This is a genomic window from Psychrobacter sp. APC 3426 (genome assembly GCF_030408035.1).
Taxonomy (GTDB): Bacteria; Pseudomonadota; Gammaproteobacteria; order Pseudomonadales; family Moraxellaceae; genus Psychrobacter.
Window position 1 is genome coordinate 26,059 of record NZ_JASDCF010000014.1, and the last position, 21,499, is coordinate 47,557.

The following is a 21,499-nucleotide window of genomic DNA, read 5'->3' on the forward strand; positions in this document are numbered from 1 at the left end:
GACGTAGTGAGATATCTATAAATGCAGACAGATACCTATTTGAAGAAAGGTTAACACGTACCTATCGATAGCTATGGATAGGCTTACGTATTAATACATAGATAGACAAAACGATAACTTAAACAATCAGCAGTTGTTAGTAGCGCTCGGGAATTAATGAGCTAAAAAAAGACCGCCTTTAGGCGGGTCTTGTTTTCTATAAGCATCTAATATCCGAAATAGGAAATAGGAAATAAGAGAAAATAAAATATTCTCACCCCACCACCAGCCGCATCATCTGCGTACTAATATAACCACCAAACGTACCCACCGCATAGCCAAGAATACCCAAGAATACTCCAACTGGCGCAAGTGATGGATGAAATGCCGTAGCGACAATCGGTGCCGATGACGCGCCGCCCGTATTGGCATTGGAGCCGACCGCCAAAAAGAAAAATGGCGCACGAATGAGTCTAGCGACCGCAAAGACAATCACGACGTGAATACTCATCCATAATAGACCAATGAGCAATAAACGCCATTGTGAGACGATGCCGGCCAGATTGATTTGCATACCGATAGCAGCAATCAATACAAAGATAAATACCGTACCGATTTTTGAAGCCCCAACATGGTCGAGCCTGCGAATCTTGGTAAAGGAGAAGATAACACCTATCAAGGTGATAATCACCACCATCCAAAAGAATGAGCTGGCAAAGCTGTATTGTACTGCCCAGCTGTATGGCGCAAAGAAGCCTGCTATCTGCCCGCCGATAAAGTGTGCCACCCCTACCATCGCAAAGCATAAGCCAAACATCACCATTAAGTCGTTTATTGTCGCTGGACGTGCATGATCGCGCTCATAACTCTCAACCGCTGCGATGACTTTATCAATACTACTGCTATCAGCCCTTAATAGACGATCTATCTTATCGCTATGCTTAGCCATGACCAAGATAGCCAATAACCATAATGAGGCATTGGTCGTATCGACCAAAATCATCATGCCAAATAAATCATCACTGACACCAAACAGCTCCTTCATTGCTGCTTGGTTAGCCGCACCGCCAATCCAGCTACCCGCCACTGCCGAAAACCCACGCCACAAGGTATCATCGGTAAACATACTGGGCGATATCCACTTAGCCACGCCTAGACTAATCGGACCACTGATGACAATGGCGATACTGGCTGCGAAAAACATGGCAATCGCTTTCCAGCCCAGTCCTAATATCTTTGGGACATCCATCGACAAGGTCATTAGTAGCAAACTTGCAGGCAACAAGTAGGTGGCTGTGAAGCCATAAATCTGTGAGCCAATACCGTCAGCGAAAACGCCTAGGCTGTTCAGTGTCGCTGGTATAAAGCAGCACAGTACGATACCCGGCAATATGGCATAAAAGCGTCGCCAAAACTTACCGGGCAGCCCTTGGGTATAAAACACCAAGCCGATAATGGCCATAATGATGCCAAACGCTAGTGGCAGACTGTCTATTGCTAAACTTGAGGTGGCGGGCATCAGAAGTCTCCGGAATATACGATTGGTCAAAGCCAGTCAGTATAGACAAGGCAAAAAATAGGTGCAAGCTGGTATTTATCTATACAGTGCTGAACACTTATTAATATTCACCTAAATCTACCAGTAAGCAAACGCAAAAAAGCCAGATAACAAGTATCTGGCTTTTCTAATGCTACGTTATACGATTAAAGAATCAACCATATATTCAGCGTTCATTAACCGTGAGCAATAACGGTATTACGAGTTTTTACCACGGTTGCCGCCAGTTGGACGACCTGTGCCACGGCTGTCAGAACGACCTGCTGGGCGACCTTGGCTGCCACTTGGACGACCGCGACCAGTTGCTGCACGCTCACCGCGTGGAACACCAGCGCTATCACCACGGCTTGGCCCACTGCGCTTGCCTTGGTATGGCTTGCCACCTGAACGCTCATTTGGCTTACCAGATGAATCGCGTGGTTTGCCTTGATAACCGCTGTCATTGCTAGCGCGTTGACCAGTGTTGCTGTCGCTTGAGCGACCACGGCCTTGACCACCGCCACTAGATTTACCAGCATAGCCACCACCTGAACGACCACGGCCTTGACCACCACCGCCGTTAGAGCGTCCGCGACCACGGCCACGACCATTACCTTTGTTTTCGCTAGGTACGTAAGTCTTCTTAGGCTCCATGCCTTCAATGACACATACTTCCATTTTGCGATCTAAGTAACGGTTGATAGCGTTTAACTGTGGACGATCATCCATGCTACATAGGCTGATAGCGATACCAGTACGACCAGCACGGCCACAACGACCGATACGATGCACGTAGTCTTCTGTTTGACGTGGCAAGTCATAGTTGATTACGTGCGAGATAGCTGGCACGTCTAGACCACGAGCAGCAACGTCAGTCGCTACCAAGATTTTGCACTTACCATTACGCAAGTCTTGAACGATACGGTTACGCTTGCTTTGTGGCAAGTCACCATGTAGGAAGCTTGCTTTGTGACCGGCTTCTTGTAACTGTTTTGCCAGCTTTTCAGTGCTACGTTTGGTAGCAGCAAAGATAATGATCTGTTCCATATCTTTATGGCAAACGATTTTATCAAGTAAACGATTTTTGTGATCGAAATCATCACAGTAGTATACTTTTTCTTCGATGTGTGCTGACTCAACCTTGATAGAGACACGCTCAGGGTTCTTAGTGAAGCTGGCAGCGATTTTACCTACTGGGCCATCCCAAGTTGCTGAACACATAATCGTTTGACGATCTGTTGGTGCAGCGCGCAAGATGTCACTGATATCATCAGCAAAACCCATGTCTAGCATGCGGTCAGCTTCGTCAAGTACCAGTACTTCTAGGTTTGATAAGTCAACGCGACCCGCATTGATATGGTCAAGTAGACGACCAGGAGTTGCAACGATTACTTGAACGCCTTTTTTCAAAGCAGTAATCTGACCATTGTATGGTGCGCCGCCAACTAATGGTACACAGAACAAGCCGCGCATGTCTTTAGAGTATGTACGAACGCTATCATGTACTTGCTGAGCAAGCTCACGCGTTGGCGTTAGGATAAGAGCTTTAGTCAATTTGTCAAAGCTAGTAGCACGGCTTAGACGGTCAAGTACTGGGATAACAAATGCCGCTGTTTTACCACTACCGGTTTGTGCAGACAATAATAAGTCGCGACCCGCTAAAGCAAAAGGAATGGCTTGTGCTTGAATAGGTGTTGGGTTGGTATAACCGCTGCGATCAAGCGCGGTCAAAATCGGCTTGGCAATATTAAGGTCAGTAAAGGTTACTTGATCTTCATCAGTGGCGTCAGTAGCTGCCGCTTGAGTATCAGTATTTGAAGTAGTATTTGGGGTGTCAGTGTTTTCGATGATGCCGTTTTCAGCGGCGATTGCAGATAAGATATCAGTCATGAGAATCCTTGGTAAGTATAAGTTGCTGTAAATTCAGCAAGCTTGATGCATACCACTGATAACCGTTCACCACGCTGCCTTTATTAAAGAATTACCGGACCACGTATAAGTGTCGATAATCAGAAGCCAAGCCAATAAAGCTTAGAGCCTCTACAATAAATGCGTTCGTGCTGTCTGACGTATTTTGGTGGTAGTGCCGAGTGTCTTATCCTTGTTTGATATAAGCGCATTATCGATGCTTTGTCCAAAGCAGATAAAGTCAAATAACAACCAATCTAAACCATAATTATGATTCAGTAGATAAGATATGAGTCAAAAATAACAATTTTTAGTGAAGCGTTATTTAAGTACACAAAATCATCGGCAACAATTACTCTCGGTCAATCCTAGACCCAAAATCGCAGGCGATGTTATCAATCTCATAATACACGCTAGTCATTGCTAACGTGGCGACGCAGTATAACACAATAAAAAACTATATGTACCTTTTTTAACATTTTCAGCGCAGAATTCCCCTACTTCTAAAGTAGTGGGATGAATGCGTCAGACTTTTGGTATGGTACAATAGCTTCATGCCAAAACAAATCCTAAAAGCCCATAAAGTCAGGCTGTACCCCAATGAAGAACAGCAAATATTCTTTGCCAAATCATTCGGCTGTACACGCTTTATCTGGAATAGGATGCTTAGTGACAAGGTTGATCATTACAACGAGCATAAGACCGAGCTTAAAAATACTCCTGCTCACTATAAGAAAGAGTTTGATTGGCTCAAAGAAGTTGATAGCCTGGCACTGGCTAACGTCCAACAAAACCTAAGAGCTGCCTATAACAAGTTTTTCAAGCAAGGCGCAGGCTTCCCAAAATTCAAAAAAAAAGGCCATCGTGACAGCTACACTACCAATAATCAAAAAGGCACAGTAGCGATCACAGATAGCACCGTCAAACTGCCTAAGATTGGTCATATCAAAGCCAAGTTTCCAGCCATGATAAATGGTTTGATTAAGAGCTCCACGGTCAGTAAAGAGCCTACAGGTAAGTATTTTGTCAGCCTATTGGTTGAAACCATCGCTACAACACTGCCAAAAACCCACTCTAACATCGGCATTGATTTAGGCTTAACAGACTTCATCGTCTTATCAGACGGTACAAGAGTTGCTAACCCTAAGTTTCTATCTAAGCTGCAAAGCAAGCTTGCGCGAGAGCAAAAAATATTAACCAAACGTAGAGCCGTTGCTAAAGCGAATCAACGCAAGCTGTCTGACAGCCGCAACTATCAAAAGCAAAAACTCAAAGTCGCCAAAGTCTACGAGCGTATCACGAATTGCCGAAAAGACTTTCTACACAAACTCTCATTCACTCTCATCAAAAACCACGATGTGATTGCGATTGAGGACTTGAACGTCAAAGGCATGGTTAAGAACAAAAAGCTTGCTAAAGCCATATCAGACAGCTCATGGTCAACCTTCACCACCATGCTGAACTACAAGGCTGAATGGTACGGCAAAACGCTAATCAAGGTTGATAGATGGTATCCCTCTTCTAAGACCTGCTCAAACTGCAACCATCTACTGACTAAAGCTGAATTGCCGCTGTCGGTTAGAATATGGAATTGTCCGAGTTGCCAGCAAAAGCATGATAGAGACATCAACGCCAGTATCAACATCCTCAACGAAGGACTAAGGCTGGCAACACTCAAAACCGTCGGTACGACGGGGTTAGCTTAGTCCATTTGCCTAACCACTGATACAAAATATCGTATCAAGTATGGGTATTACCTAAGAAACCGCCACCTCTATAGGTGGTGGGTAGTTCATTAAAGGTCTGTTCAACCCTCAGATAGACTGCTGGCAGTGGCCACTTTTTCAATAAGATGCAGCTATTCACTAAGCTGCTTGTAAGTGGTAAAGCATTTACATGTTATTGAAGGTTTTGGCCATTTATAGCATTTCTGAGTTTTTATTTCGCTATATTAACCTCAGTCACATAGGTTGGCAGCTGCCATGCCCCGCCCGCTTCAATCATACGGCAAAGTCCTGTGGTACTTTCATGGCTTTTTTCAAAAGCATTACCCGTCCATACCCAGTCGATTTTAGTAACACAATCACCGATACCACGCCCTTTTTGTACTGATGTTAATTTACCTTTATCAAAGTCTGTCGCGATGGTTGTCACTAGCTTAGGATTATAAGGCTTACGATCGTTGATGACCCATACGCCTGTACCGCTATTATAAGCACTGATCCAACAATCATGCTTTGCCAATAACTGCTTATTATTGAGTCTAAAGATGCGCCAAGATGAGGCATCAGATAATTTAGGGCAAGTGCTATCTGCATCCTTCAAGGTGGTTTTCATTAACGCGGATAACTCAGATGACTTCATCATAAACTGTTTATTATTTCTTACTGCCGCTTTAGAGGCCGGTAATACCAAACTTAACTGCGGCGCAGGCTTAGGTGACAACACCGAACTATTAGATTTGGTCGCCTTGTCACTGTCGATAAAAGCACTTGGTGTCCCTACTCGACCTTGAACCTCATCTGCCTTTAGCATGACGGCACTAGCACCTTTGTCAGACAGATGCCAGCGTGAGTTACGTAGTACAAGCTCGATTTTGCTTGATTTGCTCAAAGCATCGATGAGCGCTGTGACTTGTGTTGACGTCAGTTCAGCATTGCCAGTAGCGGTTGAAAACGGCTTGGTTTCGCCAAAGTCTTTATCATTAATAAACAACGATATACGATGGCGGTTGCCCAACTGCATGAGCGCTTTAGACGAGCTTTCTTTAGCGCCGCCTAGCTTCACTTTGCCATCGACAGTGGCATTCGCACCAGCCCGACGTACCAATAATATCGATACGGGATATTCACTGTTGTTATCCGCTTGGTAACCTGCCAGCCGGCAAGTGCGGGTATTATCGCAGGCAACCTGCCAATCTTGACTGGTGAGCTCAGTGCCCGCGATACTGGCTGTGCTAAAAAAAGCCGCACTGATAGCGGCAAACATTGGAAGTAATATTTTATTTTTCATCATTAATAGAGGTTTCTTTATTATTATTTTTGAATTTGATGGGTCGGTTATGAGGTCTGATGTAGAGAGCTCAGCAATGTCTAGATGCTTACTACTCTGCGCATGGTTTTTATCCATACCATGATGACTCACATTAGTAGCCCTGTCTCTATTCACAATATTAGCTGCGATATCGCCAACACTCAAATCATATTTGCTCATAGGGCTAAGGCTTGTGCTGCTCAAATTACCGTTATCATTCCTCATAATCGTTACTCATCAATAGAAGAAGTATAACCACCTGTCCATTAGGATTGGTGGCCTGCTATCTTAACGTATCAATGTTTCTATCTGTTATGATAATGTACCATTATGTAAGCAAAAAAGTATATAGTTTTGCTAAATATATTCATATTTTTGAATATAAAGAGTATATAGACAGGATAATGGAGATAAGACTAAGGCCGATAAGTGAGTCACCTACCAGCCTTATAACCGTAATACCATTAATTCTAATGTGCTTCAACAGGCATTAATTTCAGTATTAGATAAGATTCCTATAAAAGCATTTAATCAATGGGTTTTAATACCAGATCTACGGCACGTTTAACCGCTGGGCGTGCCGCGATGGATTCCGCCCAACGTTTTACATGTGTATAATCGTCTACCTGTAAAAATTCAGCCGCTTCATAGAGCTTGCCTAACACTAACTGTCCATACCATGACCAAATAATCATATCAGCAATGTTGTAATCGGTTTCGTCATTACCGCCCATGTACTTGTTGTCTTTTAGATGAGTATCAAGCACATCAAGCTGACGTTTGGTCTCCATCGTATAGCGGTTGATTGGATACTCTAATGGCTCGGGTGCATAAGCATAGAAATGTCCAAAGCCGCCACCTAAGAAAGGTGCACTACCCATTTGCCACATCACCCAAGACAAGCAGTCTGCTCGCGCTTTGCCTGGTGACAACGGAATAAACTTGCCAAACTTTTCAGCCAGATATATTAAGATAGCACCCGACTCAAAAATAGCAATGGGCTCGCCAGCAGCATCACTAGAATAATCCACCAAAGCTGGGATTTTTGAATTGGGGTTAATCGTCACAAACCCAGAGCCAAACTGCTCACCCTTAGATATATCAATCTGATAAGCATCATACTTAGCACCGCTGACACCTAGCTCAGCCAACTCTTCCAATAGCATGTTTACTTTGACGCCATTTGGGGTGTTTAATGAGTATAGCTGTAGCGGTGCATCGCCAAGTGGCAGCTCTTTTTCATAACGCGCGCCTGCTGTCGGGCGATTGATACTGGCAAACTTACCACCATTTTCAGCATCGTTTGTCCATACCTTTGGTGGTACATAGGCAGTGCTAGCGCTGCTTTTTTCATTATTATTAATAGTATTATCTTGGCTCATAGTGTGTCCTTATTTTTTCGATTTACCGTTCAAATTTATCATTATGGGTTTGGCTCTATAGCATTAGGGTTTACAGTGCTAATAGAGATTTTGCTAATCAAGAGAGCATTTATTCTTTGATATCTCAGTTTTTATCCTTGGTGGACATAATAGTTTCAGTCACAAGCAAGCCCTTACTATAACGAGAACGGCCCACTTTATTAAAGCCCTCTCTTGTAATCAGTGTTTTAGGCATCTAGTGAGCAAGGCTTTATTCATTAAATCCTGCATTTTTATCGTCTAGGTTTTTGCTTGTCTAATTATGGTAATGAATCAATCATAACGAGTTTATGATAAACCGTTACCTTGATTCACTTTTATTGTTATTCACTCTTTCTTATACTACATCGCTTACAGAACAAGCTAATAGCGAATGGGTTATGATCTGCCCTATTCGCTTATTTTTCTAATGTTGTAACGAACACAAACTGACTAATGAGATTTACATGGTTACGCTAACTCCGACGCAAGATAAGTACCTGCCCTACGTGTTAGCAGTAGCACTATTCATGCAAATCTTAGACGCCACGATTTTAAATACGTCGCTACCACAAATGGCTCAAGCGCTTGGTGAATCGCCACTGAAGATGCAATGGGCGGTCATTAGTTATGCGTTAACCTTGGCAATATTTATCCCTATCAGTGGGTTTTTGGCCGATAAATACGGTACGCGACGTGTCTTTCTCACAGCGATTATCATCTTTTCTATCGGCTCGATACTATGTGCAGCGTCTCCAACATTAGACTTCTTGGTTGGCTCGCGGGTGATTCAAGGCATTGGCGGCGCCATGATGACACCGGTTGCTCGGTTGATACTGGTAAAGTCTTACCCACGCAACAAGTTACTGACCGTCATGAACTTCGCTGTCATACCGGCATTGGTCGCCCCTTTGGTAGGGCCAGTATTGGGCGGCTATATCGTCCAATACGCCAGTTGGCATTGGATATTCTTGATTAATATTCCGATGGGTATTGTCGGGTTTATCATGGGCAAAAAACTGGTCCCAGCGCTATTTGAGGATACCAAGCGTTTGGATTGGACTGGATTTGCATTATTTGCAGCAGCAGCTTGCGGGTTTACCCTTGCGGTAGAATTTGGCTCACAAACGGGGCGCGGGCTTTATGGTTTATTACTCGGTTTAGCGGCAAGTATCCTGATAGGTGCTTATGTTTGGCATGCCAAAAAACGACAAGCGCCATTGTTTCCCTTAAGTTTATTTGATATTCGCACCTTTCGTATTGGGATTACCGGTAATTTATTTACACGCTTGGGCATCAGTGCCGTACCATTCCTGCTACCGCTACTACTGCAAGTGGTGTTTGAATACTCTCCATCACAAGCAGGGTGGCTACTCGCTCCTATCGCTGTCGGTGCCATCGGCATCAAACCTTGGGTTAGCAAAATCATTCAACGTTTTAGCTACCGTAAAGTGTTGGTCTTCAATACCTTTTTTATGGGCGCACTCATCATTATTTTGGCGCAGTTCAATGATGCATCGCAATGGATTTGGTTTATTCCTATCTTGACCGTCATGGGCGCTTGTAACTCGATGCAATTCAGTGCCATGAACACGATTACTATCGGCGATTTAGAGGGCACAGAGACCAGTAGCGGTAATAGCCTAATGGCCGTCAATCAGCAATTGGCGATTAGTTTTGGCATTGCCTTTGGCGCAGCACTGCTCAACTTATTGCGTGAGCGCTTTGAGCTTGATACCTTGGCTGCGTTTCAGACGACATACTGGATACTTGGGATTTTAACCATCCTTTCAGGACTGTACTTTTTACGCCTCAAGCCTGAGGATGGTCGCGGCTTATACTGATATACTGATACGCTAGTTTAAGGACGAGATTACCAATAAAAAATGCCCGCCTGCTTTTGGTTTTATGTCCAAAAACAGGCGGGCACATTCATATATTTAAGAAAAGGTTCTGTTTATAGTCGCTGGCAAGCGCCTTAGTTAAGGCGCCTAATCATCCTTGATTTGCGATTGAATGTAGCGCTCAACACCAATGCTTTCAATCAAGTCCTCTTGCGTCTCTAACCAGTCTTGATACTCTTCATTACCGTCTTTTAACGTGGTTAGCAATTGACGAGAGACATAATCACGCTGCGTTTCACATAATGTGATGGCGTCAGTAATGATGTCAAACTTTTGCTTCTCTAAACGCAGATTGCATTCAATAATCTCTGGTACATCTTCACCAACGAGCACCTTACCAAGTTCTTGTAAGTTTGGCAGACCACCTAACAACAAGATACGAGCAATCAAGTCATCTGACCATTTCATCTCAGCGATAGATTGTTTGTATAACGAATCATTGAGTGCTTCAAGCCCCCAATGACGCGCAATGCGAGCATGCAAAAAATACTGGTTAATTGCAATCAGCGACTGTCCCAGCACTTTATTTAAACTGCGAACCACTTCTTTATTCCCTTTCATGGCGCCTCTCCTTATCTATTATGATTTAAGCCAAATCTTTGTTTTTAGTTATATCCATCGTGAGGTTAAACGAGCACGATATTAAACATGATTTGGGCTCACTTCGGCCATTTGACTTTGTAGATAATTAGGCAGACCAATCATATCAATCAGACGCAGCTGTTGCTCTAGCCAATGCGCATGATCTTCTTCAGTGTCTTTAAGCTGCTCAACCAGTATCTCACGTGTGACATAGTCATGCTCTTCTTCACACAGCGCAATACCGTCCTTTAAGTGTTGCTGTACCTGATATTCTAAATCAAGGTCGAACTGCAGCATCTCAGGAACGCTTGTGCCAATGTTAATCTCGTTCACACTCATTTTAGGCGTGCCGCTTAGCATCAAAATCCGACGGATGATGGCTTGCGCATGCAAGGTTTCATCTTCCATCTCATGATTGATGCGATCAAACAACTTGCCGTAATGCCACTCAGCATACATCTCCGAGTGAATAAAGTACTGGTCACGAGCTGCAAGCTCTCCACCCAACAAAAAATTTAAATAATCAATAACTTTTTGACTGCCTATCATCACCCATACTCCTGTATTTATTTATTATGCAGCGTACATTCACAATAATGCATATAATTAAAGCGTTATTGATAAACTGCTCAGTAAAGATTAAAACCTATAAGAAGTCTTACAAACGAACATAGATATAGTAGCATAGAGCCGCTGGATGGATTGTGACGTTGTGAACTAAGAATAAATATCAATTAAGAATTTTAAATTGGTTAGTATTGCGACTGGTTACAGCAGCCAACCTCTCAGCATAGCGATACACCATTGAGTTGAGTGTCTTAGTAAGGTTGTATAGACGCTCACTACCGCCCCTCTCTATATCATAAAACTGGATAAGTAAGAGGTGGTAACAGCTAGAGGTGGTATTGCTTATACTGCGTAGGCTAACGCATCGAGCTTTGCATGATGTTCATCTAATAGATCATTAACCATCGGTTCGCAGCAGCCACAACAAGTCGCCACGTCTAGCGTATCTTTAAGACCTTCGAGAGTATCGATACCTGAAGCAATAGCAGCTTTGATTTGCTTGTCTTTTACGTCGTTACAGATACATACGTACATGGATTGGCTCCTTTGAACTTTTCTATTTGAAGACTGGTTGCAGTATTCATTTAACGGTGGTGTGTCAAAAAGTATGCTGATCAAAATTTGAACAATTTTTGAAGCTTTAAAAGCCATATATAATCAGAGAACTTAGCATAGACTTCTTATTGACTTTTAGCGCCAGCATACTTTTTAGAACACCACCCATTTAACATATAGATTAGGTATCAAATAGTGACGATATACGTCATTCATAATGATTGACGTATAATAACGATAACCATTATCATTTGCAATAGCGTTTGAGATATTGTTCAGTCACGATACCTTCTTAACATCACAGGCACTTAATTCATGTAACTGCATATAAGTACTGATGTAACCCAATGGTATCAAAGGTAGTAAATTCACGACGAACTGTAATTTAGCTTAATTTTTAATCGATTTTATGGATGACTGCTGTTATATTGAACGCCTATTAACCAAGCCCCTATTGGAATTATTCTATGTCTGATACTAATTTTACGATACGACCGATCGAATTATTCAAAGTCTTATCTGATCCGACGCGTTTAAAGATATTTCAAATTCTTTTTAAAAAAGAAGCACGCTGTGTGGGCGAGCTGGTTGAGATATTAGATCAGCCACAACCAACCATCTCTCGTCACTTAAATCATTTAAAGAAATTGGGTATCTTGAGCTGTGTGCGTGACGGTACTTGGATGTGGTACGAGGTCGCTGATGACCTGCCAGATTGGTGCCAAGATATCTTGGATATCACTTATGAGCAGACATCGCTTGATACAGATTTGAATATGGCCAAACTGGCTTAAATGAGATTAGAGCGTATCATTATCATTCAATAATTTTACATCGCTAAAACTAGCGACATAAAAAAAGACCTATATTAATAGGTCTTTTTTTGGTTCAGATAGTGGTAAACATCCTACTAACGCAGGAAAGGTTATACCAAATCTAAAAAATCGCTAACAAATGCATTGGCTGGCTGGTGTATCAGCTCCTCAGAGGTGCCTACTTGCTCTACTCGCCCTTGATTCATGACCACAATCTCATCCGATACCGCCCTTGCCTCTTCTTGGTCATGAGTCACCATGATACTGGTAATGCCAAGTTCGTGATGGATGTTTTTCAGCCAAGTACGCAGCTCTTTACGTACTTTGGCATCGAGGGCACCAAAAGGCTCATCCAGTAGCAGCAACTTTGGTTTCACTGCTAAGGCTCGTGCCAGCGCAATACGCTGACGCTGACCGCCTGATAACTGATGCGGATAAGCATTGGCAACCTGTGGCAGCTGTACCAAATCTAATAGCTCAGCAACTCGTTTGTTGATATCGGCCTTACTAGGGCGCTCATGCTTTGGCAATAACGTCAATCCAAAGGCGACGTTATCAGCGATGTTTTTATGACGGAATAACGCATAGTGCTGAAACATAAAGCCGATATGGCGCTTTTGCACCGGCGTATTGGTAACATCTAAATCATCAAACAATATCTGTCCAGAGTCTGCATATTCTAGACCGGCAATAATACGCAGCAATGTCGTCTTGCCGCAACCTGATGGTCCTAGCAAAGTTGTCAGCTTGCCAGTTGGTACCGTAATATTGATATTATCTAAAGCGGTAAACTGACCGAATTTTTTATTAACGTTGCGAATCTCGATGCTCATAATGGTGTCTCTTATTATATCTTTGGTATAGTGGCAGATTTTTATTTATAGCTTACCTGAGCTTTCAGCAGCCGTTGCCTCAATAGCGCTAGTCGAATTGGTCGCGTTATTAGCATCGCCACTTACTGGCAGTTCGGGCGCAATAGCCAGTCGCTCAGACTTAGCAAACTTACGCTCTTGCATCTTGGTCATGACTTGCTGAATCAATAGCGTCACTAGAGCCAGCGCAGCAAGTAAGCTTGATAAGGCAAAAGCTGCGGTAAAGTTATAATCATTATAGGCAATCTCAACCAGTAGCGGCATGGTATTGGTCTCACCGCGAATATGACCAGACACCACGCTGACTGCGCCAAACTCACCCATCGCTCGAGCATTGGTCAAAATCAAACCATAAAGTAGTGCCCATTTGATATTAGGCAGCGTTACATGCCAAAAGGTCTGCCAACCGGTCGCGCCTAAGGTAAGTGCGGCTTGCTCTTCACTATCACCTTGGGTCTGCATCAGAGGAATCAGCTCGCGCGCCACAAATGGGAAGGTCACAAACAGTGTTGCTAATACAATACCTGGTACCGCGTAAATCACCTGAAAGCCCATACTCTCAAGCCAGCCACCAATCGTAGAGTTCAAACCAAATAATAAGACAAACATCAAACCTGCAACCACTGGCGATACAGAGAATGGTAAATCCAGTAAAGTGGTGACCAACTGCTTACCTTTGAATTGATAACGCGTCACCAACCAAGCAATCGCGATACCCATTACCATGTTAATCGGTAACACAATGCCGGCAGTAATCAACGTCAGCTTGATCGCCTGCAATGCTTCTGGGTCAACGAGAGAAGCAATATATAACTGCCAACCGTTTTTGAAGGCCTCGTAAAATACGGCTAATAATGGGATGACCAACATAACCACCATGAATAGCACTGCGATGGTGATAAAAGTGCGCCGTATCCATGGGCTATCTTTGGTGGCTGCGTTGCTTTGATAGTCGTAGCTATTGGAGATTTGCATATCAGCGAGCTCCTACGCGGCGCGACAGTTTCCACTGTACGATATTAATGGTCAATAAAATCACAAATGAAATCAGTAGCATAAATAGTGCAACCGCTGATGCCCCTTGCACATCGAACTGCTCAAGCTTACTGATGATAATCAACGGTAAAATCTCAGACTGCATCGGAATATTACCGGCGATAAAAATCACCGAGCCGTACTCGCCTGTGGCACGGGCAAACATCATGCCAGCACCCATTAACAGTGCTGGTAACAGCTCTGGTAAAATCACTTTACGAAATGTCGTTAAACGATTGGCGCCCAATACTGCAGCCGCCTCCTCAAATTCAACAGACAATTCTGCCAATACTGGTTGTACAGCACGGACAATAAACGGAAAGCTGACCACGACCAAAGCCAGCCAAATACCCAGTGGCGTAAAGGCAACTTGAATATCAAACTTGGCAAACCACTGACCAATGAGGCCATTAGGAGCATAAAGGGTCGCAAGCGAGATACCAGTAACCGCCGTTGGTAGCGCAAATGGCAAATCGACCAACGCATTGATCAACGACTTACCCCAAAACTCATAACGTACCAGTACCCAAGCAACCAACGTCCCAAACACCATGTTAGTCAACATCGCCAAAAACGACATCCATAGACTCAGCTTGATAGCAGCGGTGACTTGCGGCTGACTAATCGTCTCCCAAAAGCCCGTCCAGCCCATTTGTGTTGTGGTATAAGCCATCATGGCAAATGGTAGTACTACCAATAGCGACAAGCTAAAGACTGTAATGCCCATGCTCAGACCGAAACCTGGCAGTACATTGCGCTGACGCAAACGCGTTAGCCAGCCTTTTTTAGCAGGGGCTTTGCGAGCGGATGAAGAGGTTGCACTCATAGTGATGTCCTGTTGCTTAACTAATAGCACTGCTGCTTATCGTAAGAGCATGTTATATCGAACTTATTATTAGTATGCTTACGGTATAAAGGACATAGCGTGTGTGCCATGTCCTTTATGGAGTTGTTCATGACGGTTCATGAATGATGGCTGCATTATCTATAATGTAATCGGTAATGGATAGCGCAGCGGCTGTTATCAATAAATGAGGTACTAATAACAGCAGTATCGATGAGTATCAGTCATTACTGAGGTGCATTAATGGCTAGCTGATCGAACACACCGCCATCGCTGAAGTATGTACCCATGATCTCATCCCATGTGCCAAAGGCATCATTTGGACGGAAAGTTTCAATGGGAGGTAACTTATCACCGTTCTTCTCTAACACGCTTTGTACGCTAGGACGTAGATATAGGTTGGCTGCTAACTGCTGAGCAGGCTCGCTCCATAGATAATCAAGGTAGGCTTTTGCCGCGTCCGTTGTGCCTTTCTTATCCGTCACTGATTTCACAATAGCAACAGGGCTTTCTGATTTAATCGAGTACTTTGGATACACGATGTCTACTTGACCAGCACCGAAATCAGTCGCTGCAAGGTTGGCTTCGTTTTCAAAAGTGACCAATACATCACCAATACCGCGCTGTACGAAAGTCGTCGTCGCTGCACGGCCACCATTTTCATAGACTTTGACGTTTTTTAGCATGTCTTTGACATAGTTTTTGGCAGGTGTTTCTTCGTTGTTAAAAGCATGCAAGCCATAACCGTAAGCACCTAAGAATGCGTAACGACCATTGCCCGTCACTTTTGGGTTGGCCATCACAATCTCAACGCCTTCTTTGGTTAAATCTTCCCAGTCACTGATGCCTTTTGGATTGTCTTTACGTACCAAAAATACGATGGTACTGGTAAATGGCACGGCATTATCAGGGAATTTACTTTCCCAATCCGACTCAACCAAACCTTTTTTCTCAAGTAGCTCAATATCAGAGCCTTGGTTCATGGTAGCGACATCCGCTTGCAAGCCGTTCGCCACAGACAATGCCTGCTTACTAGAGCCACCATGTGACTGTTTGATTAGAATATTGCTGCTTGGGTTTTCAGTTTTGTAATGGTCAACGAACAATGGGTTGTAGTCTTTATAGAAGTCACGTGCCACATCATAAGACACGTTTAGCAACTCAATATTTTGCCCTTCTGCCGCTGCTGTGCCATCCGCATTGGTCGTAGTGTCGCTCTGCTCGCTATTGCTACAGCCGGCAAGACCTAACGTTAAAGCAACGCCTGCAATGCTTAAAACGTTGAGTGTTTTACTTTTTTGTTGATAACGCGCTGCGTGTGTCATAAATCCCTCAAAGGTGTCTGTTAGGTAATGCAAGTATGCTAACAGCGCCATCTTATTATGTTTAATGATGAATATGCGTATGTTATTGCCAAAACGGAATAACAGGAAAATAACCATAAACTTATCAATCGTTTGACAAAAACTTACTAAGAACATCATTCATAAAGATATAAAGACAGACGCCTTTTTTATAAATACTTGACAGTATTCTTTGCCTGACAGCTGGCAAGTGACTATCTATGCAAACTCTGCAAATTAAATAGGACTTTTGAACATTATTTGCCTACGTGTGCCAGCTGATCAAAACGTCCACCATCGATAAAAAATGTTTCCATAATCTGCGCCCAAGAGCCAAATACAGTGACAGGCTCAAAGGTTTCAATATTAGGTAAGGTGTCTTTGTGCGCGGCAAGCACTTGTGCATTACTGGGACGCATATACATCTGTGCCATAAGCTCTTGGGCAGGCGTATCCCATAAGCCTCTTAAATAAGTATTTGCCGCCGCAGTTTTGCCGCTCTTATCAGTGACCGCTGTCACGACTGCCACCGGGTTAGCAATCACAATCGAGTAGCTTGGGTAGACGATATCGACTTGACCTTTGGCAAACTTCTTAGCAGCCAAATGCGCCTCATTTTCAGTAGTAATGAGCACATCCCCTAGCCCGCGCTGGGTAAAGCTGGTCGTCGCTGCCCGCGCGCCATTGTCATAAGTGACGACGTTTGCCAGTAGTTTTTTGATAAAGACATCGGTTTGAACGGGGCTTTGTACCTTTTCTTTAAATTGATGTAGCCCATAACCATAAGCACCCAAAAAAGCATAACGTGCCGTGCCACTGGTTTTTGGGTTTGGGATAACCACATCGATATCGTGACGCGCCAAGTCTGACCAGTCTTTGATGTTTTTAGGGTTACCATCTCGCACCAATAACACCATGGTGCTGGTATAAGGCACAGCATTGTTGGGTAGTGCTTGCTGCCAGTCTGTAGCGACCAAGCCTTTTTCGACCAACAGGTTCATGTCACCTTCTTGATTTAAAGTCACCACATCCGCTTGCAGGCCATTGGCGACTGACAGCGCTTGTTTGCTAGAGCCACCATGCGATTGATTAACATGTACTTTACTTTCAGGATGTTTTGTCTGATAGTCTGCACCAAACAAGGCGTTATAGTCTTTATAAAAATCACGTGACACATCATAAGAGACATTCAACAGGCTAATGTTTTTTGTTTCATTTGCTGTGTCTTTGCCATCTGGCTGTGTGGCTTCAGTAGGACTACAGGCAGTCATGAATGTGGCAGCTGCTAATACGCCAGCCATTTTGAAACTGAGCTTGGGCGTATTTAATCGTATGCTTTTATCTTTAATAATTGATTGTCTGTCAATAGATTTGAGCGTATTAGACAGTTTTTTAGGGCTTTGTTTGATTGGTTGCATACGTGCTCTCGATAGTGTGGATAGAGCCGATTACCACAGTATTGACCACCTTATTACGGTTTATAGTCTTTTAGATGCGGCTCTATGGATGATGAGAGATATGCTAGCAGCTCACCCCAGTAATGCTTAGTGATGAATCCGCTTATCAACTGCCGATCTTGGCATAAGTAGAGAGGGAAAATCCTGACACAGAGCGCAAAACAATGCCCACGATTACGCGTTAACAGAGTGGTGCTACCAGCTAGCTATCTATGGCATACTATAATGTGACCTACCTATATGACAGCCAAGGTATTCCCCATATGATTAAACCCTCAAGCCATCGTTCATTTGCGACCACTGCAGCAGTGTTGTGTGCGGCCACTACTATTAGCATGACTGGCTGTAGTTATGGCCATAATGAGCATGTCAGCACTACCGTAAACCGTGCTAATGTTACTCAGACGCCTGCCGTACAAAAGGTGGTTGGAGACTATGCTTCTGAAGGTTATGCCAAACGCACGCAAGGAAATGACTGGGTAGCTGTCACGGTAAGCCCTGATGGAGCAAGCGCTATCAATATAAAAGTACGTGCTCGCAGTGATATAAAAAAACCAACCTGTCAGTACGATGGCAAAGCAACATTAATGGGCCAAGATGATGCGCATGGTATTATTTTTCAAAGCGACATCAATGACAGCATGGCTTTTTTTCAATTTAAAGGTGATACGTTAACTATTGATAGCCAAGATAAATATGCGTTGAATTACTTTTGTTCTGGTGGTGGCTCTATCGTTGGAGAGTATCAGAAACTGGCTGAAAAGCTTAAGCTGCATTAACGGCTCTATGTCTAGTAATGGCTTATTGAAAACAAGCAATAAAAAGGTGTCAGATCTAATATCTGGCACCTTTTTTAATGAATAATAAACATGTTTGAGCTCAGGATAAATCATTACTGTATCAGGATAAATAAAGAGGTTGGTCTTGAGCGATAGGTATTAGCATGACCTGAATACTCAAAATGCATTGAATAACCCCTATAATCACCGCATAATATGCAGAGATTAGGCTTTTAATGACCGCATCACTTAGGAATAACGATGAAACATGTGACTTATATCCATGAAAGACCAGACTGGACACAGTGGTGCTGGTCGGATAAACAATTGCTACCACTAGTGAGTCGTGTGCGGGTATTGCAGGGACATTTGCTTGGAAAATTATTAACGTTAGGGTTTGATTTGAACGTTGAAGCACAGTTAGATGCGGTCACTCTTGAAGTCGTTAAAACATCTGAGATCGAAGGTGAGACGTTAAATGATGAGCAAGTACGCTCCTCTGTCGCACGGCATTTGGGCATAGAGACTAATGACATGCCTGCTGCCACGCGTGAAATTGATGCGATTGTTGAGATGATGCTTGCGGCCACTTATGGTTATCAGACAGCGCTGACACTAAACGACTTACTGGGATGGCATAACGCTTTGTTTCCGACAGGATATAGTGGGATGTATAGCATTAAAAAAGGAGCAATCCGTGATGACAGTAAAGGACCTATGCAAGTGGTGTCTGGTGGTTACGGACGTGAACAGGTTCATTTTGTGGCGCCAAGTGCAGATAGGTTGCCCATAGAGTTAGAGCGCTTCTTATCATGGCTCAATACGCCAGCTAATGAACAGGATAATTTAGACCTTGTTATCAAAGCAGGTGTCGCTCATTTGTGGTTTGTCACACTGCATCCTTTTGATGATGGAAATGGCCGCTTAACACGTGCAATAACCGAAAGAATGCTGGCGCAGAGTGACGGTAGCATGCAACGCTTTTACAGCATGTCGGCTCAAATACTTAAACAGCGTAATGAATACTACAAAATACTAGAGCGTACTCAAAAAGGGGATTCAGATATTACAGAATGGTTGATTTGGTTTTTACAAACGCTAGAGCAAGCACTGTTATCCGCACAGAAAACAACGGATAAAATCATCAGTAAAGCCAGCTTTTGGCAGACCCACCGTCAGCAATCATTAAACCCAAGGCAAGTAAAGATGCTCAATATATTACTGACTGACTTTTATGGCAAGCTCACGACCAAAAAGTGGGCGACGATGACGAAGTGTTCAGCGGATACCGCATTAAGAGATATTAATGATTTGGTAGAAAAAGGCATGTTAGAGAAGTCTGCTGCTTCAGGACGTAGTACGAGTTATGAGGTAACGCTGTAACTGTAGCGCAGACTCATATAGATAGCATAGACTCATATAGAATAGATATAAAAGCAAAATCCCCAGTCGTTAAACTGGGGATTTTTTAAATGTGCTAGCTATAACTAATCGAACCTATACCGCAGACGCACCGACTAATTTCACCTCAGCACGCTCCTCTTTTGCGATACCTGCATAATAGGTGCGCAAAATCTCTAGTACTTCAGGACGGCTAAAGTTCTCTGGCACATCGAGATCTTCTGATAGTGCTTTACGCAGCTTAGTGCCTGATACTTTGACATGCTCAGACGCTTCATGCGGGCATGTCTTATCAGAGGCCATGGCATTACAAGCATTACACCAAAACGTCCAGCCAATCTTTAATGGCTGAGTAATCAAATCGTCTTTACCGACATATTCAAAAATAGTCTGCGCATCAAACGCACCGTAGTAATCGCCGACACCCGCATGGTCACGACCGACAATCAGATGGCTACAGCCATAGTTTTGACGGAATAGCGCATGTAATAATGCCTCACGTGGGCCAGCATAGCGCATATCCAACGGATAGCCTGCTTGGATAACGGTATCTTGTCTAAAGTAGTTGTCGATCAAGGTTTTGATGGCTTCTTGACGAACTTCGGCTGGGATATCGCCTGGTTTCAATGCCCCGAGCAATGAATGAATCAAGACTCCATCACAAATCTCGATAGCAATCTTGGCAAGGTATTCGTGTGAGCGATGCATTGGATTACGCGTTTGGAAAGCGGCAACCGTTTTCCAGCCTTTGGCATCCAGTATTTCCCGCGTTTCAGTAGGGGTTTTATAAATTTCCGGATATAAGGTTGGGAACTCGCCTTCGCTCAATACTTCGACACTACCTGCGATATTTACTTCACCTTGGCTGAGTACTTGTTGCACGCCTGGATGTTCACTGTCAGTAGTGGTAAAGACTTGCTGACACTCATGTTCTTTATCAATGATATAAGTCTCTTCTACCGTCAAGATGCCCATAATCTCACCATCTTGCGCCACTAACGCGACTTTATCACCTTGGTTTAAGTTATCGGCAGTCGCTTTAGGCGCTGATAACGTGATGGGAATCGGCCAAAACAAGCCAGCATTGTCACCACTTTGCAGGCGCATATCATCAACCACCCCTTGCCAATCCGCTTGGTTCATAAAGCCATTTAGCGGCGTAAAGCCACCAATACCGAGCATAATCAAATCACCACGCTCACGCGAGCTCAGAGTAATCGTCGGCAAGCTGCTGGCAAGTTTCAATGCTTGGTTGCGGGTATCACCCTTTAATAGTAACGGTTTAAGATCGCTGCTGCCATGTGGCGGAACAAGTTTTGATGGCTGTTGGTTAGCAGTGGTAGATGTCATTTTTTGAAACCTTTATAGGTAGTGATGAAATAAGTCGTGATAAATTTGATAAGCATAGGCTACCTAACTTTCGTTATGAAAATTTATGCTGACTTTGGATATACATATGTCTTAAAGGAATTTATGTTTGCAGGCGCA

Annotated in this window: 18 protein-coding genes; 5 read left to right on the forward strand and 13 right to left on the reverse strand. The window is 43.6% G+C overall.

The genetic code is table 11. The features are described 5' to 3' along the window. Positions 1–253: 253 nt before the first annotated feature. Positions 254–1,498, reverse strand: coding sequence for a DUF819 family protein (locus QL919_RS08540; protein ID WP_290189129.1), 1,245 nt, complete (start codon positions 1,496–1,498; stop codon positions 254–256). A gap of 237 nt (positions 1,499–1,735) precedes the next feature. Next, on the reverse strand, positions 1,736–3,406 hold the full coding sequence (locus QL919_RS08545; RefSeq protein ID WP_290189130.1) for a DEAD/DEAH box helicase: 1,671 nt from the start codon (positions 3,404–3,406) through the stop codon (positions 1,736–1,738). 572 nt (positions 3,407–3,978) lie between these two features. Between QL919_RS08545 and tnpB the strand changes: the two genes are divergently transcribed. Then, positions 3,979–5,130: an IS200/IS605 family element RNA-guided endonuclease TnpB gene (gene tnpB / locus QL919_RS08550; protein WP_290189131.1), complete on the forward strand. Its 1,152-nt coding sequence runs from the start codon at positions 3,979–3,981 to the stop codon at positions 5,128–5,130. A gap of 232 nt (positions 5,131–5,362) precedes the next feature. Here tnpB and QL919_RS08555 read toward each other — a convergent pair whose 3' ends face one another. Then, positions 5,363–6,637 (reverse strand): DUF1176 domain-containing protein, encoded by a 1,275-nt coding sequence (locus QL919_RS08555; RefSeq protein ID WP_290189132.1) that lies wholly within the window; start codon positions 6,635–6,637, stop codon positions 5,363–5,365. A gap of 347 nt (positions 6,638–6,984) precedes the next feature. Then, a complete protein-coding gene (gene yghU, locus QL919_RS08560) occupies positions 6,985–7,839 on the reverse strand; it encodes a glutathione-dependent disulfide-bond oxidoreductase (protein WP_290189133.1) in 855 nt (284 codons plus the stop codon). A 485-nt stretch (positions 7,840–8,324) separates the two neighbouring features. On the opposite strand from yghU, the gene QL919_RS08565 reads away from it, so the two are divergent. Then, complete coding sequence (locus QL919_RS08565; RefSeq protein WP_290189134.1) at positions 8,325–9,701, forward strand: DHA2 family efflux MFS transporter permease subunit; 1,377 nt, start codon at positions 8,325–8,327, stop codon at positions 9,699–9,701. Between the two features lie 147 nt (positions 9,702–9,848). On the opposite strand, the gene bfr (QL919_RS08570) is transcribed toward QL919_RS08565, so the two are convergent. The 3 genes from bfr (QL919_RS08570) to QL919_RS08580 form a co-directional block, all read right to left on the reverse strand. After that, positions 9,849–10,322, reverse strand: coding sequence for a bacterioferritin (bfr, locus tag QL919_RS08570; protein ID WP_290189135.1), 474 nt, complete (start codon positions 10,320–10,322; stop codon positions 9,849–9,851). A gap of 81 nt (positions 10,323–10,403) precedes the next feature. Next, entirely contained in the window at positions 10,404–10,892 is a 489-nt protein-coding gene (gene bfr / locus QL919_RS08575; RefSeq protein WP_290189136.1) for a bacterioferritin, read from the reverse strand. Between the two features lie 360 nt (positions 10,893–11,252). Next, positions 11,253–11,444, reverse strand: a complete 192-nt coding sequence (locus QL919_RS08580; protein WP_102076433.1) for a (2Fe-2S)-binding protein — start codon at positions 11,442–11,444, stop codon at positions 11,253–11,255. A 488-nt stretch (positions 11,445–11,932) separates the two neighbouring features. Here QL919_RS08580 and QL919_RS08585 point away from each other — a divergent pair, with 488 nt between their 5' ends. Next, positions 11,933–12,259 carry a metalloregulator ArsR/SmtB family transcription factor gene (locus tag QL919_RS08585; RefSeq protein ID WP_290189137.1) on the forward strand — a complete coding sequence of 109 codons (327 nt, stop codon included), beginning with the start codon at positions 11,933–11,935 and terminating at the stop codon, positions 12,257–12,259. A gap of 131 nt (positions 12,260–12,390) precedes the next feature. Here the strand turns inward: QL919_RS08585 and cysA are convergent, their stop codons facing one another. The 5 genes from cysA to QL919_RS08610 form a co-directional block, all read right to left on the reverse strand. Continuing rightward, on the reverse strand, positions 12,391–13,113 hold the full coding sequence (gene cysA, locus QL919_RS08590; protein WP_290189138.1) for a sulfate ABC transporter ATP-binding protein: 723 nt from the start codon (positions 13,111–13,113) through the stop codon (positions 12,391–12,393). A 45-nt stretch (positions 13,114–13,158) separates the two neighbouring features. Then, positions 13,159–14,127, reverse strand: a complete 969-nt coding sequence (gene cysW / locus QL919_RS08595; RefSeq protein ID WP_290189139.1) for a sulfate ABC transporter permease subunit CysW — start codon at positions 14,125–14,127, stop codon at positions 13,159–13,161. Position 14,128: 1 nt separating this feature from the next. After that, positions 14,129–15,013 (reverse strand): sulfate ABC transporter permease subunit CysT, encoded by an 885-nt coding sequence (gene cysT, locus QL919_RS08600; protein ID WP_290189140.1) that lies wholly within the window; start codon positions 15,011–15,013, stop codon positions 14,129–14,131. 245 nt (positions 15,014–15,258) lie between these two features. After that, positions 15,259–16,356, reverse strand: a complete 1,098-nt coding sequence (locus QL919_RS08605) for a sulfate ABC transporter substrate-binding protein (RefSeq protein ID WP_290189141.1) — start codon at positions 16,354–16,356, stop codon at positions 15,259–15,261. A gap of 275 nt (positions 16,357–16,631) precedes the next feature. Next, positions 16,632–17,792, reverse strand: coding sequence for a sulfate ABC transporter substrate-binding protein (locus tag QL919_RS08610; RefSeq protein ID WP_290189142.1), 1,161 nt, complete (start codon positions 17,790–17,792; stop codon positions 16,632–16,634). Positions 17,793–18,043: 251 nt separating this feature from the next. Here QL919_RS08610 and QL919_RS08615 point away from each other — a divergent pair, with 251 nt between their 5' ends. Beyond that, a complete protein-coding gene (locus tag QL919_RS08615) occupies positions 18,044–18,610 on the forward strand; it encodes a hypothetical protein (protein ID WP_290189143.1) in 567 nt (188 codons plus the stop codon). Between the two features lie 261 nt (positions 18,611–18,871). Next, positions 18,872–19,993, forward strand: coding sequence for a Fic family protein (locus tag QL919_RS08620; protein WP_290189144.1), 1,122 nt, complete (start codon positions 18,872–18,874; stop codon positions 19,991–19,993). 114 nt (positions 19,994–20,107) lie between these two features. Here QL919_RS08620 and sat read toward each other — a convergent pair whose 3' ends face one another. Continuing rightward, a complete protein-coding gene (gene sat, locus QL919_RS08625; RefSeq protein WP_290189145.1) occupies positions 20,108–21,361 on the reverse strand; it encodes a sulfate adenylyltransferase in 1,254 nt (417 codons plus the stop codon). Positions 21,362–21,499: the final 138 nt, after the last annotated feature.